The 12,474-nt window shown below is 62.9% G+C and carries 11 protein-coding genes; 6 read left to right on the top strand and 5 right to left on the bottom strand.

Annotated elements, in window-relative coordinates:
* Positions 1–17: 17 nt before the first annotated feature.
* Genes coaE through ACVCNR_RS09915 form a run of 4 tightly spaced genes read right to left on the bottom strand, consistent with a single transcriptional unit; the run spans position 18 to position 2,915 of the window.
* Positions 18–623, bottom strand: a complete 606-nt coding sequence (coaE, locus tag ACVCNR_RS09930; protein WP_447074637.1) for a dephospho-CoA kinase — start codon at positions 621–623, stop codon at positions 18–20.
* On the bottom strand, positions 620–1,462 hold the full coding sequence (locus ACVCNR_RS09925) for a shikimate dehydrogenase (RefSeq protein ID WP_447074635.1): 843 nt from the start codon (positions 1,460–1,462) through the stop codon (positions 620–622). The genes coaE and ACVCNR_RS09925 overlap by 4 nt, the downstream gene beginning before the upstream one ends.
* A complete protein-coding gene (locus tag ACVCNR_RS09920; RefSeq protein WP_447074633.1) occupies positions 1,455–2,054 on the bottom strand; it encodes a Maf-like protein in 600 nt (199 codons plus the stop codon). Before ACVCNR_RS09920 ends, ACVCNR_RS09925 begins: the two co-directional genes overlap by 8 nt.
* A 39-nt stretch (positions 2,055–2,093) precedes the next feature.
* Entirely contained in the window at positions 2,094–2,915 is an 822-nt protein-coding gene (locus ACVCNR_RS09915) for a pyruvate, water dikinase regulatory protein (protein ID WP_447074631.1), read from the bottom strand.
* A 401-nt stretch (positions 2,916–3,316) separates the two neighbouring features.
* On the opposite strand from ACVCNR_RS09915, the gene hemE reads away from it, so the two are divergent.
* The 3 genes from hemE to rho all read left to right on the top strand — a co-directional run bounded on the left by hemE (position 3,317) and on the right by rho (position 6,359).
* Positions 3,317–4,351 (top strand): uroporphyrinogen decarboxylase, encoded by a 1,035-nt coding sequence (hemE, locus tag ACVCNR_RS09910; protein ID WP_447074629.1) that lies wholly within the window; start codon positions 3,317–3,319, stop codon positions 4,349–4,351.
* Positions 4,348–4,878 carry a protoporphyrinogen oxidase HemJ gene (gene hemJ / locus ACVCNR_RS09905; RefSeq protein ID WP_447074628.1) on the top strand — a complete coding sequence of 177 codons (531 nt, stop codon included), beginning with the start codon at positions 4,348–4,350 and terminating at the stop codon, positions 4,876–4,878. Before hemE ends, hemJ begins: the two co-directional genes overlap by 4 nt.
* A 215-nt stretch (positions 4,879–5,093) precedes the next feature.
* Positions 5,094–6,359, top strand: coding sequence for a transcription termination factor Rho (gene rho / locus ACVCNR_RS09900; protein ID WP_354193169.1), 1,266 nt, complete (start codon positions 5,094–5,096; stop codon positions 6,357–6,359).
* Positions 6,360–6,396: 37 nt separating this feature from the next.
* Here the strand turns inward: rho and ACVCNR_RS09895 are convergent, their stop codons facing one another.
* A complete protein-coding gene (locus tag ACVCNR_RS09895; RefSeq protein WP_447074627.1) occupies positions 6,397–8,415 on the bottom strand; it encodes a thioredoxin domain-containing protein in 2,019 nt (672 codons plus the stop codon).
* A 58-nt stretch (positions 8,416–8,473) separates the two neighbouring features.
* Between ACVCNR_RS09895 and mnmE the strand changes: the two genes are divergently transcribed.
* The 3 genes from mnmE to rsmG all read left to right on the top strand — a co-directional run bounded on the left by mnmE (position 8,474) and on the right by rsmG (position 12,452).
* Positions 8,474–9,796 carry a tRNA uridine-5-carboxymethylaminomethyl(34) synthesis GTPase MnmE gene (gene mnmE / locus ACVCNR_RS09890; RefSeq protein WP_447075672.1) on the top strand — a complete coding sequence of 441 codons (1,323 nt, stop codon included), beginning with the start codon at positions 8,474–8,476 and terminating at the stop codon, positions 9,794–9,796.
* A 155-nt stretch (positions 9,797–9,951) separates the two neighbouring features.
* Entirely contained in the window at positions 9,952–11,826 is a 1,875-nt protein-coding gene (mnmG, locus tag ACVCNR_RS09885) for a tRNA uridine-5-carboxymethylaminomethyl(34) synthesis enzyme MnmG (RefSeq protein ID WP_447074626.1), read from the top strand.
* The gene (gene rsmG / locus ACVCNR_RS09880; RefSeq protein ID WP_447074625.1) at positions 11,823–12,452 is read left to right on the top strand and encodes a 16S rRNA (guanine(527)-N(7))-methyltransferase RsmG; all 630 of its coding nucleotides are present in this window, start codon (positions 11,823–11,825) and stop codon (positions 12,450–12,452) included. Before mnmG ends, rsmG begins: the two co-directional genes overlap by 4 nt.
* Positions 12,453–12,474: the final 22 nt, after the last annotated feature.

Genomic DNA, 12,474 nt, shown 5'->3' with positions numbered 1-12,474 from the left:
CCCGGCACGCGGCAAGTTCAGCCATCGGACGCTGCCGTCTTTTCCCCTGTCAGGTCCGCGATGATTTCCCCGATGCGGGCGCGGGTGACGTCGAAATCCCGGCAGGTGTCGATGACATAGTCGGCCAGGCGGCGCTTTTCGGCGTCCGGCACCTGCTTGGCAAGGATCGCCTCGAAGCGCTCCGCCGTCATGCCCGGACGCGCCAGCACCCGCTCGCGCTGGACCTCGGCCGGCGCCGAGACGACCGCGACCTTGTCGACGCGGTCGCGGCCGCCGGTCTCGAACAGCAGGGGAATGTCGAGCACCGCGAGCCTGGCGCCGGCGGCGCGTTGCCGGGCCAGGAATTCATCGGCGTCGGCCCGCACCAGCGGATGCACGATCGCCTCCAGCTTCTTCAGTGCGACCGGGTCGCCGAAGACCAGCTTGCCGAGGGCGGCGCGGTCGACCACGCCGTCGACGGTGGTGCCGGGGAACGCGGCCTCGACCAGCGGTGCGGCAGCTCCGGCATAGAGACGGTGCACGGCCTCGTCGGAATCGTGCACCGCCACGCCCGCCTCGCGGAACATCTTTCCGGCAGTGGACTTGCCCATGCCGATGGAGCCGGTGAGGCCGAGCACGATCATGCCGCCACTCCCAGATCGGCCAGCACGAGATCGCGCAATTCCGCCGTCACTTCGGGACGTTTGCCGAACCAGCGTTCGAAGCCGGGAACGGCCTGATGGAGCAGCATGCCGAGCCCGTCGACGCAGGCAAGGCCACGCGCCCGGGCAGCGGCCAGCAGCGGCGTCTCCAGGGGCACATAGACGATGTCGGTGACGATGGCCTTGTCCGGCAAGGCCGCGGGATCGGCAGGCAGGCCTTCATTGCCATGCATGCCGAGCGCCGTGGTGTTGACCAGAAGACCGGCATCGGCCAGCAATTCGCCGGCGGCTTCCAGCCGATGGGCGCTGATGCCCTTGCCAAAACGGTCGCGCAGGTCCCCGGCGCGTTCGAGGGTGCGGTTGAGAATGCGGATGTCGCGCACCCCGCGCTCCTTCAGCGCATAAATGATGGCGCGCGCCGCGCCACCGGCGCCAAGCACGACGGCCGGCCCGTTGGCGGCCCAGCCGGGAGCATGTTCGTCGAGATTGGCGGCAAAGCCATGTGCGTCCGTATTGCCGCCCCACAGGCGGCCGTCCTCGAACCACAGCGTGTTGACGGCACCGATCCGTTCGGCAGCCGTATCGATCCGGTCGACGAGTTCGAACACCGCTTCCTTGTGCGGGATGGTGACGTTGCCGCCGCGAAAGCCGTTTTCCCGCAATGCGGCAATGAAACCTGCCAGATCGCCCGGCGCGACGTCGATCGCCTCATAGCTGCCGGCAAGACCGTAGCTCTTCAGCCAGTGGCCATGGATCTTCGGCGAGCGCGAATGGGCGATGGGATGGCCGATGACGAAGGCCCTGTTCGCGTTCTCAGCCATCGATGGCTCCCAGCCGGCGCAGTTCGGAAAGCAGCGGCAGCAGCGGCAGGCCGACAATGGTGAAATGGTCGCCCTCGACCTTTTCGAAGAGCTGAATGCCTGCGCCCTCGATCTGGTAGGCACCGACGCTGGACAGGGCCGTGTCGCCGACTTTCGCCAGATGGCGACCGATGGAGGCCGGATCGAGCTGGCGCATGGTGAGGTTGGCGATGCCGACATGGCGCCACAGCACCGCGCCGTCGCGCACCAGAACGGCGGCGCTGTTCAACTGATGGGTCTTGCCGGACAGGGCGAGCAGATGGCGGCGGGCGCCTTCCATATCGGCCGGCTTGTGAAACAGCCTGTCGCCGAGCGAAAGCGTCTGGTCGCATCCCAGCACCAGCGCGCCCGGCCGTCTTTCGCTTACTTCCACCGCCTTGGCCTCGGCGAGGATCGCCGCCACGTCCTCGGGGGACACACCGCTGTCCTGCAACGGCGCTTCCACGGCCCGCTCGTCGATCTTCGCCGGCACGGCCTCGACATCGAGCCCGGCATCGACCAGCATCGCCTTGCGGAACGGGCTGCCGGAGGCGAGGATCAGTTTCTCGGTCATGGGCGGACCTTTCGGCTTCTGTTGCAAGGCAGCCAGCGATTACCGGCTCTTGCTGCGCAGGGCAAGAATGGCGGCCGCCGTCTCCTCGATCGACCGGCGGCTGACATCGATCATCGGCCAATTGTAGCGCGTGCAGATCTTGCGCGCATAGGCGAGTTCTTCGGTAATCGAAGCCCGGTCGACATAGGTGCCGCCCTCGAATCCGCTGGTGCTGCCGAGGGTGCGGTTCTGGCGGATATGCGAGATACGCTCGGCCGTCGCCACCAGCCCGACGACCAGCGGCTTCTTTGCCTTGACCAGGCTGTCCGGCACAGGAACGCCGAGCACGATGGGGATATTGGCGGTCTTGATGCCGCGATTGGCGAGGTAGATGCTGGTCGGCGTCTTGGAGGTGCGCGAAATGCCGATCAGCACGACATCGGCATCGTCCATGTCGAGCGGCAATTGCCCATCATCATGCTCCATGGTGAAGTTGAGCGCATCGATGCGCCGGAAGTAATCCGCATCCAGCACATGCTGGGCGCCAACCCTGCGCCCGGCCGGCGTGCCGAGATAGGACTGGAACACGGTCAGCACCGGCTCCAGCACCGACACGCAGGGCAGGCCCATGGTGACGCAATGCTCGTCGATGAGCCGCGCCAGCTTCTGGTCCACCACCGTATAGAGGATGATCCCGGGCTCCTCCTCGATCTCCTCGAACACCTTCATCAGCTGCTTCTCGTTGCGGATCAGCGGATAGATGTGCTCGATCGCCCGCGCATCCTTGTACTGGGCAGAAGCCGCGCGCCCCGCCGCAAGCAGCGTTTCGCCGGTGGCGTCCGAGATCATATGCAGATGGAAGAAACTTTGCGGCTTGTTCACACTATACATCCGGCTCTGTGGGCGACTGTGGACAAGGCGGGAGAAAATCCACGGCTCGCCGGGCGCGACTGTATCAGATGCCGCCTTGTCCACAATTCGCGGGTGCGTGCATTTTTCTCCCGGGCTGGGGACAAGACCGTGGAGAAAACCGGAAGCCCGTGCGCCATCCACAGGCCGGAATTTGCATCTCTTCCTGAATCCGCTTGATTCAGCTTGTGTTTTGGCGACGATCCCCAGCATTGTACGGGCTGGACAAGCCCGGTCGCGACAAAATGCTGAATGGCTTTCACGGCGGCGAACCGGGAAAGATCACAATCACCGATTCCAACAGACTCTTAGAATCAGAAGATTCTCTCATTTAGAGATTTGTTTTTAGATTTGGCTCCTGAAAGCGAGACGCAATGAGCGGCAACCGGAAGATGATGCGGGTCCTGAAGGGCGAGGCGGTTTTCCCGCCGCCGCTGTGGATGATGCGCCAGGCCGGGCGCTACCTGCCCGAATACCGCGAGACCCGGAAACAGGCTGGCTCCTTCCTCGACCTCTGCTACAATCCCGACCGCGCCGTCGAGGTGACGCTGCAGCCGATCGAGCGTTTCGGCTTCGACGCTTCGATCCTGTTTTCGGATATCCTTGTCGTTCCGCATGCGCTCGGCCGCGATCTGCGCTTCGAGGAAGGACGCGGGCCGCTGATGACGCCGATCACGGCCGGCGAGATCGGTGCGCTCGACGCCGAAACGTTTCACGTGAATCTGGAGCCGGTCTACGAGACGGTGCGGCGCCTGCGCCGGCAATTGCCGGACGAGACGACGCTGATCGGCTTCTGCGGCGCTCCCTGGACCATCGCCACCTATATGATCGCCGGCCACGGCACGCCCGACCAGGCGCCGGCGCGGTTGTTCGCCTATCGCGAGCCAGAGGCCTTCCGGAAGCTCCTGAACGTGCTGGCGGACCAGTCCGCCGCCTATCTCATCCGGCAGATCGAGGCCGGCGCCGACACGGTGCAGATTTTCGATTCCTGGTCCGGCGTCCTTGATGAGGCCTCGTTCGAGGCCTTCTGCGTGGAGCCGGTCGCCCGCATTGTGCGCAAAGTGCATGAAGCCCATCCCGAGGTTCCGGTGATCGGTTTTCCCAAGGGCGCAGGGGCCAACTACACTTCCTACCGTCGCAAGACGGGCGTGGCGGGGCTCGGCCTCGACTGGTCGGTGCCGCTGTCGCAGGCGGCCGCCCTGCAACGGGAAGGGGCGGTGCAGGGCAATCTCGACCCGCTCAGGCTGGTGGCCGGCGGCAAGGCGCTTTCGGACGGCGTGGCAGCGATCCTCGACGCATTGAAGGATGGACCGTTCATTTTCAACCTCGGCCATGGCATCGTTCCGGAGACGCCGGTCGCCCATGTCGAGGCGATGGTGAGACAGGTGAGGGAGGGAGCCAGCCGATGACGGATATCCGGGCAAGCAACCGCAATGCGGCGCTGCGGGCGGTGGTGGGGATTCTCGTCCTGGCCGCCCTGGCCGCGGTTCTGTTGCTTGTCGCCTCCGAGGATCTCTACAACTGGATCAAGGCCTTCCATGTCATCGCGGTCATCGCGTGGATGGCGGGAATGCTCTACCTGCCGCGCCTGTTCGTTTATCATGCCGGCGCTGAAAAGGGCTCGGTGCAGTCCGAGACCTTCAAGGTGATGGAGCGGCGCCTGCTGCGCGCCATCATCAACCCGGCAATGACGGCGACATGGGTTCTCGGCCTGTGGCTGGCATGGAAGGGGTTCGGGTTCCAGGGCGGCTGGCTGCACGCCAAGATCGCGGCCGTCCTGGCGATGTCCGGCCTGCATGGCTATCTGTCGGCAGCGGTGCGCAAGTTCGACGAGGACCGCAATGAAAAGCCGGCCCGGCACTGGCGGATCGTCAATGAAGTTCCTACCTTGCTGATGATCGCCATCGTCATTCTGGTGATCGTCAAGCCGTTCTGACGGTCTATCCTTTTGTAATTGCAGCGGATTTTCGTTCAATCCGGATCTGGCCTTCCCGCGTCGCGCTGTGAACGAGCCATATTGCTCTTTGGCCGGCGCGGCGGTAAAAGGACATTCCTCCCTTTTGCCTTGCGCCGTTGGTTTTCACCACATCGACCGCCTCGGCACATCATCGCATCCGCCGATAATCCGCTCAGCACACCCAGAGTCCCGCCATGCAGGAAATGAAACTCGCAGAGTTCAAGAACAAGAAGCCGCCAGAGCTGATCGCCTATGCCGAATCGCTCGAGGTTGAGAATGCCAGCGTCATGCGCAAGCAGGAGCTGATGTTCGCCATCCTCAAGAAGCTGGCGGCGCAGGATATCGAGATCATCGGTGACGGTGTCGTGGAAGTGCTGCAGGACGGTTTCGGCTTCCTGCGCTCGGCCAACGCCAACTATCTGCCGGGCCCGGACGACATCTACATCTCGCCCTCGCAGATCCGCCGCTTTTCGCTGAAAACCGGCGACACCGTCGAGGGGCCGATCCGCAGCCCGAAGGAGGGCGAGCGTTATTTCGCGCTGCTCAAGGTCAACACGATCAATTTCGACGATCCGGAAAAGATCCGCCACAAGATCCATTTCGACAATCTGACGCCGCTCTATCCGAACGAGCGGCTGAAGATGGAGGTCGACATTCCGACCACCAAGGACATCTCGCCGCGGGTCATCGATCTGGTCGCCCCGCTCGGCAAGGGCCAGCGCGGGCTGATCGTGGCGCCGCCGCGCACCGGTAAGACGGTGCTGTTGCAGAACATCGCCCATTCGATCACCACCAACCACCCCGAATGCTATCTGATCGTGCTGCTGATCGACGAGCGGCCCGAGGAAGTGACCGACATGCAGCGCTCGGTGAAGGGCGAGGTCGTGTCCTCGACCTTCGACGAGCCGGCCGCGCGCCACGTCCAGGTGGCCGAAATGGTCATCGAGAAGGCCAAGCGCCTGGTCGAGCATGGCCGCGACGTCGTCATCCTGCTCGATTCGATCACCCGCCTCGGCCGCGCTTACAACACGGTCGTGCCGTCCTCCGGCAAGGTGCTGACCGGCGGTGTCGACGCCAACGCCCTGCAGCGCCCCAAGCGCTTCTTCGGCGCGGCGCGCAATATCGAGGAGGGCGGTTCGCTCACCATCATCGCCACGGCGCTGATCGACACCGGCAGCCGCATGGACGAGGTGATCTTCGAAGAGTTCAAGGGCACCGGCAACTCGGAAATCGTGCTCGACCGCAAGGTGGCCGACAAGCGCATCTTCCCGGCCATGGACATTCTCAAGTCCGGAACCCGCAAGGAAGACCTGCTGGTTGCGCGTCAGGACCTGCAGAAGATCTTCGTGCTGCGGCGCATCCTGGCGCCGATGGGCACGACCGATGCGATCGAGTTCCTCATCGACAAACTCAAGCAGACCAAGACGAATTCGGATTTCTTCGATTCGATGAACACCTGACCGGGAACCGATCGGGCGCGTTTTGCAGAAGGCGGGGCTATGGCCTCGCCTTCAATGCTTTTTCCAGTGTGTCGGCGTCTGCGATGACCGGCAGACAGACAATCCCGGTACACAGATAGGCGCAGGGCTTTTCCGTAGACGGCGCCACGCCACCCGGAAGGCTCACCTCCACATCCCGCCCGAGCGGCAGGACAAGGTCGACCCGGCGCGGATCGGGGCATTGATTCGCCGCCGGAACAAATTTAGGGCTTGCCGGATCGTCGACCATCACCAGCTTGCGGGGCTCGCGGGTCAGCTCGCAGGCATTGAAGATGCCGATCTGCCCGTAGCTTTGCCGGCTGGCGCGGCCGGCGGCATATTCGGCAATCGTCCACGCCTTTTCCTGGATGTCCGTGTCGCCGGTGGCGCTGGCCAGCCGTGCCAATGCCTCGATGATCTGGCTGGTTGCGGAGGGAATGGCTTCATCGACATCGCCGCGGATGCGGACCGGCACATCTTCGCTGTCGGATGCACTGAGATAATGCCCGCTCCCCCCATCGTCCGCGTGCCAGCGGTCGAGCTCACCCATGAAGTGCCGGGCGTGATTGATAAAGGCCGGTTCCTGCGTCGCCTCGAACAGGGAAATGGCTGCATTGGCCATGGAGGCATAGTCGCTCGACAGCGCCGGAAACTGCGCCTTCTTGCCCAGTGTCGAATGCGGCAGGCGCCCGCCCCGGGCGGTGCCGACAATCTGTTCAAAGGCCATACGCGCCGCTTCGATCCAATCCGGCTGGCCGAAGGTGCGCCCGCATTCGGCGAGAGCGCCGATGGCCAGACCGTTCCAGTCGGTCAGCACCTTGGCGTCAAGCCCGGGCCGGACCCGCTTTCCACGTGCCGAGAGGAGTCTTTGCTTGAGCGGCTTCAGCTCCACGGCATTCACGACGGCCTGCATAGCCTGGTCGGGCGTCTGGAAGAGGATCGGCTTGCCTTCCCACGAGGGCGGCTTGGCAAGGGAAAAATATTTGAAAAACAAGGATGAATCCGAACCAAGAACTTCTTCGACCTCGCTTTCTTCCCAGGTGTAGAACAGCCCCTCCTGTCCCTCGCTGTCGGCATCGAGGCTGGATGCGAAAGCGCCGCCCTCGACCCGCATTTCGTCGAGCAGGAAAGCAATAGTTTCCTCGATTCGGACCCGGAACAATTCCGATCCCGATTCCGCATAGGCCCAGTTGGCAAGCCGCAGCAATTGCGCATTGTCGTAAAGCATCTTCTCGAAATGCGGCACCAGCCATTGTGCGTCGGTGGAATAGCGCGCCAGCCCGCCGCCGACATGATCGTAGATGCCGCCGGCCAGCATGTGTTCAAGGCTGGTGAGCACGGCCGATCGATGCGCTGCATTGCCGGTATTGAGATAGGACAGCCATAGGGCGTGCATGAAGGGCGCGTTGGGGAATTTCGGCGCGCCTTTCAGGCCACCTGCATCGCGATCGATCATGTTATGGATGTTCTCGGCGATATCGGGAAGGGTTTCGGGCCGGATCGTGCCCTTGTCATGGGTGGCGCCGAGCTTATCCTGGACATGGGCGGTCAGCGTTCCGGCGCCGCGCAATATGTCGGCGCGCTTCTTGTGCCATGCGTTGGACACCGCCTCCAGGATTTCGACGAAGCCATGCCGGCCGAAGCGGGCGCGCGGCGGAAAATAGGTGCCGCCCCAGAACGGCTGCGCATCGGGCGTGAGGAACATGGTGAGTGGCCAGCCGCCCTGGTCGCCCATGGCCGTCAGCGCCGCCATATAGAGCTGGTCGATATCCGGGCGCTCCTCGCGATCGACCTTGATATTGACGAACAGACGGTTCATGACGCCGGCAATGTCCGGGCTCTCGAAGCTTTCATGGGCCATGACATGGCACCAATGGCAGGCGGCATAACCGACCGACAGCAGGATCGGGCGGTCGAGTTCCCGGGCTTCCTGCAGCGCGGCAGGGGACCACGGCCGCCAATGCACGGGATTTGCGGCGTGTTGTTGCAGATAGGGGCTTGCCTCATCAGCAAGCAGGTTGCGAGGCGGTAGGGCCATGATGCCGCCTTTGGCTGAAAGGAACCCAAGTGGTAGTGCGGTTCGTGACGAGGGGCAAATGATTTTCGGGGAAACCATTCTGGCGCTGTCGAGTGGTCGCCTGCCTGCCGGCGTGGCTGTCCTCCGCCTTTCCGGGCCGCAAACTCGATTCGTTGTCGAAACGATCTGCGGTTCTGTGCCGCCGCCCCGCAAGGCAACGCTCCAAATCCTCCGTTCTCCCGCCGGCGAGATACTGGATCGTGGATTGACGCTGTTCTTTCCGGCGCCTCACAGCTTTACCGGCGAGGACGTGGCCGAATTCCAGGTGCATGGGGGCCAGGCCGTCGTTTCCGCAATCCTGCGTGAGGTCACGGCCATACCGGGAGTCCGTCACGCCGAACCGGGGGAATTCACCCGCCGTGCCTTCCTGAACGGCAGGCTCGACCTTGTCCAGACCGAGGCCCTGGCCGATCTGATCAATGCCGACACCGAGGCACAGCGCCGTTTTGCCCAAAGCAATGCCGATGGCGCGCAAAGCATGCTCTATAATGGATGGCGGCAGCGGCTGATTCATGCGCGGGCCATGATCGAGGCCGAAATTGACTTTGCCGATGAGGGCGATGTGCCGGGTTCGGTCGCGTCTGCCATCTGGACGGACATGGCAACCCTTGCCGACGATATTGGGGGCCACATCAAGGGGTTTTCGGCCGCCGAAATCATCCAGGACGGGTTCAAGGTGGCGATCCTGGGCGCGCCCAATGCCGGCAAGTCCAGCCTGTTCAATGCGCTGGCCCGCCGCGAGGCGGCCATCGTCACGGATGAGCCCGGTACCACGCGCGATGTTCTGGAAGTGGCGCTGGACCTCGACGGGCTCAAGGTGATGATTGCCGACACGGCCGGGCTGCGCGAGGGCGCCGGCAAGGTGGAAAGCATCGGAATAGAAAAGGCGAAGGCGCGGGGCAAAGCCGCCGATCTTGCTCTGGTGCTGGAAGATCTGGTCGACCCGCAGCCCATCGATACACATTGGCTTTCTGTCGATAGAATCACCGTTGGTACCAAGCTGGATCTGGTGGAGGCTCACGAGGGCCGGGCCTGCCATGATTTCCGGATTTCAACGCTGACGGGAGCGGGCATCGAGCCCTTGCTGAACGAGATCAGGAAGCGCACCGAAGCGAGGCTGAAAGTTGCCGGAGACATTTTGCCGTCACGGCTGCGCCATGTGGAACTGCTGGAAGACACTCTTGGACATTTGAGAAATGCGCTGAGTGGCTCCCATCATCCCCTGGAGATCAGGGCGGAAGAATTGCGCCTGGCGACGGATCGACTTGGGCGCATCACCGGTGTGATCGATGTGGAGGATTTGCTGGATGTCATCTTTGCACAGTTTTGTATCGGCAAGTGACTCACGTGAAACACCGCCAATGAAGCTGACTCACGTGAAACAGGGCGAGTTCCACCGCAGGGTTTCTCGCGCCCGTTTCACGTGAAACACCTGCACAAGCCATTGACAGGCACCATGCGGTTGAACATGTGTCATCCATGAACAGAGATTTGGAAATGGAACAGACTTACGATGTCATCGTCGTTGGTGGCGGGCATGCCGGCTGCGAAGCGGCCAGCGCGGCGGCGCGCAGTGGCGCCCGCACGGTCCTGGTAACGCTGGATGCCGACAAGATCGGCGTGATGTCCTGCAATCCGGCCATCGGTGGTCTCGGGAAAGGGCAACTCGTCCGGGAAGTCGATGCCTTTGATGGGCTGATGGGACGCGTGGCTGATCAGGCCGGAATCCAGTTCCGTATGCTCAATCGCCGCAAGGGGCCGGCTGTACGCGGGCCTCGAACGCAGGCCGACCGCAAGCTCTACAGGCTGGGTGTCCAGGCCGCATTGCGCGCGCAAGCCGGGCTTGATGTGATCGAAGGCGAGGTCCACGACCTGGAGATCGAGAACGGCAAGGTCGCGGCGGTGCTGCTGGCCGACGGGCAACGGCTGTGCTGCGGCGCCGTGGTGCTCACCACCGGGACTTTTCTGCGCGGCCTGATCCATATCGGCGACAGGAAGATCGTTGCCGGCCGGATGAACGAGCAGGCTACATCCGGATTGTCCGCGACCATGGCGCGGGAAGGATTCCTGCTCGGCCGGCTCAAGACAGGCACACCGCCCCGGCTGGATGGGCGGACGATCGATTGGCCATCGCTCGACATGCAGGCCGCGGATGAGGATCCGGTGCCGTTCTCGTCGATGACGGATAAAATTACCGTGCCGCAGATCGAATGCGGCATCACCCGCACGACCACGGCGACCCATGAGTTGATCCGGGCCAATCTCGGGCGCTCGGCCATGTATTCCGGTTCTATCGAAGGTATCGGACCGCGCTATTGTCCGTCCATCGAGGACAAGATCGTCAAGTTCGGCGATCGCGAGACGCACCAGATCTTTCTGGAGCCGGAGGGATTGGACGATCATACGGTCTATCCGAATGGCATTTCGACCTCTTTGCCGGTAGATGTGCAGGTTGAAATCCTCAAGACGATCCCCGGTCTCGAACTTGCTGTCATGCTGCAACCCGGCTATGCGATCGAGTATGATCATGTCGATCCCCGCGAACTTGAAGCGACACTTGAAACCAGGCGGGTAAGTGGCCTGTTTCTGGCTGGCCAGATCAATGGAACAACGGGGTATGAGGAGGCAGCCGGCCAGGGACTGGTTGCCGGCCTCAACGCGGCGCGCAAGGCATCGGGCGCGGGCCCGGTCACGGTCAGCCGCACCGAAGCCTATATCGGCGTGATGATCGACGATCTGATCCATCGCGGCGTCACCGAACCTTACCGTATGTTCACCTCGCGGGCCGAGTTCCGCCTGTCGCTGCGGGCGGACAATGCCGACGCGCGGCTGACACCCCTGGCGATCGAACTCGGAATTGTTTCGGCCGAGCGCCGCGCGCGATTTGAGAAGGCTCGCAAGGCTCTCGAAGCCGCCCGGACTCTCGCCAGAAGCATCGAACTGACGCCGCGCGAAGCTGCCCGCCATGGCTTGGCGATCAATCAGGATGGCGTGCGTCGCTCGGCCTATGATTTGTTGAGCTACGCGGAGGTCGATGTCGACTGGCTGTCGAAGCTCGATCCCGCCTTCGCGCAGATTGGCAGGAAGACGGCCGAGGCACTGGAAATTGAAGCCAAATATGCCGTCTATATGGAACGGCAGAAGGCGGATGTGGCCCGCATCCAAACCGAGGAGGCGAGGCTCATTCCATTCGATTTGAATTTCGGGAACCTGCCCGGATTGTCGAACGAACTGAAGCAGAAGATGGGACTGAGGAAGCCACGTTCCATAGCCGAGGCGCAACGCATCGAAGGGATGACGCCGGCTGCGCTTGCCATCATCATTGCCCATATCCGCAACCATGAACAGGCCAATCGCAAGGGCGCGGCATGACCGATCCGCGTTATGAGTCGCTGCGGGCAGCGGTCGAACCCGTTTCACGTGAAACGTTCGAGGAACTGGTGCGATTCGAATCGCTGTTCCTGAAATGGAATCAGCGGATCAATCTGGCCGCCAGCTCGACACTTTCCGACGTGTGGGGGCGGCATATCGTGGACAGCGCCCAGTTGGCCACGCTGGCGCCGGCGGCAACCAGATGGCTGGACCTTGGCTCCGGCGGCGGCTTTCCGGGTCTCGTACTTGCTTTCCTGATGCGGGAGCGGGGTGGCGCGATCGACCTCGTCGAGAGCAACCGCAAGAAGGCGGGTTTTTTGCAGGCCATGGTCGGGGAATTCAATCTGCCTGCCCGGATCGTGGCGCGGCGGATCGAAGACGCGCCCGGCATTGTCGGCCAGCCGCAGGTGGTGACGGCGCGGGCGCTGGCCTCGCTCCCCCTGCTTCTGGAGCTGGCTTCGCCCTGGCTGCTGGCCGGCGCCACGGCCCTGTTTCACAAAGGTCGGGATTACCGGTTGGAAGTCGAAGAAAGCGGTCAACGTTGGTCCTTCGATCTGGTAGAACATGGCAGTTCGACCGATTCCGAAGGAGTCGTGCTTGAGATTCGCAATTTGAGCGTCAGGTAAGAGCGTCCTTCTATCGGAGTGA

Source organism: Aquamicrobium terrae (genome assembly GCF_052978165.1).
This window is presented reverse-complemented; position numbering and strand designations above follow the sequence as displayed.

What these genes read in the sequence shown, in the direction of transcription:
- hemE (WP_447074629.1), top strand. Translation starts at nt 3,317, where the DNA reads ATGAGCGGCAACCGGAAGATGATGCGGGTCCTGAAGGGCGAGGCGGTT.
- coaE (WP_447074637.1), bottom strand. Translation starts at nt 623, where the DNA reads ATGATCGTGCTCGGCCTCACCGGCTCCATCGGCATGGGCAAGTCCACT.
- mnmE (WP_447075672.1), top strand. Translation starts at nt 8,474, where the DNA reads ATGATTTTCGGGGAAACCATTCTGGCGCTGTCGAGTGGTCGCCTGCCT.
- ACVCNR_RS09895 (WP_447074627.1), bottom strand. Translation starts at nt 8,415, where the DNA reads ATGGCCCTACCGCCTCGCAACCTGCTTGCTGATGAGGCAAGCCCCTAT.
- rho (WP_354193169.1), top strand. Translation starts at nt 5,094, where the DNA reads ATGCAGGAAATGAAACTCGCAGAGTTCAAGAACAAGAAGCCGCCAGAG.
- rsmG (WP_447074625.1), top strand. Translation starts at nt 11,823, where the DNA reads ATGACCGATCCGCGTTATGAGTCGCTGCGGGCAGCGGTCGAACCCGTT.
- ACVCNR_RS09925 (WP_447074635.1), bottom strand. Translation starts at nt 1,462, where the DNA reads ATGGCTGAGAACGCGAACAGGGCCTTCGTCATCGGCCATCCCATCGCC.
- mnmG (WP_447074626.1), top strand. Translation starts at nt 9,952, where the DNA reads ATGGAACAGACTTACGATGTCATCGTCGTTGGTGGCGGGCATGCCGGC.
- ACVCNR_RS09920 (WP_447074633.1), bottom strand. Translation starts at nt 2,054, where the DNA reads ATGACCGAGAAACTGATCCTCGCCTCCGGCAGCCCGTTCCGCAAGGCG.
- hemJ (WP_447074628.1), top strand. Translation starts at nt 4,348, where the DNA reads ATGACGGATATCCGGGCAAGCAACCGCAATGCGGCGCTGCGGGCGGTG.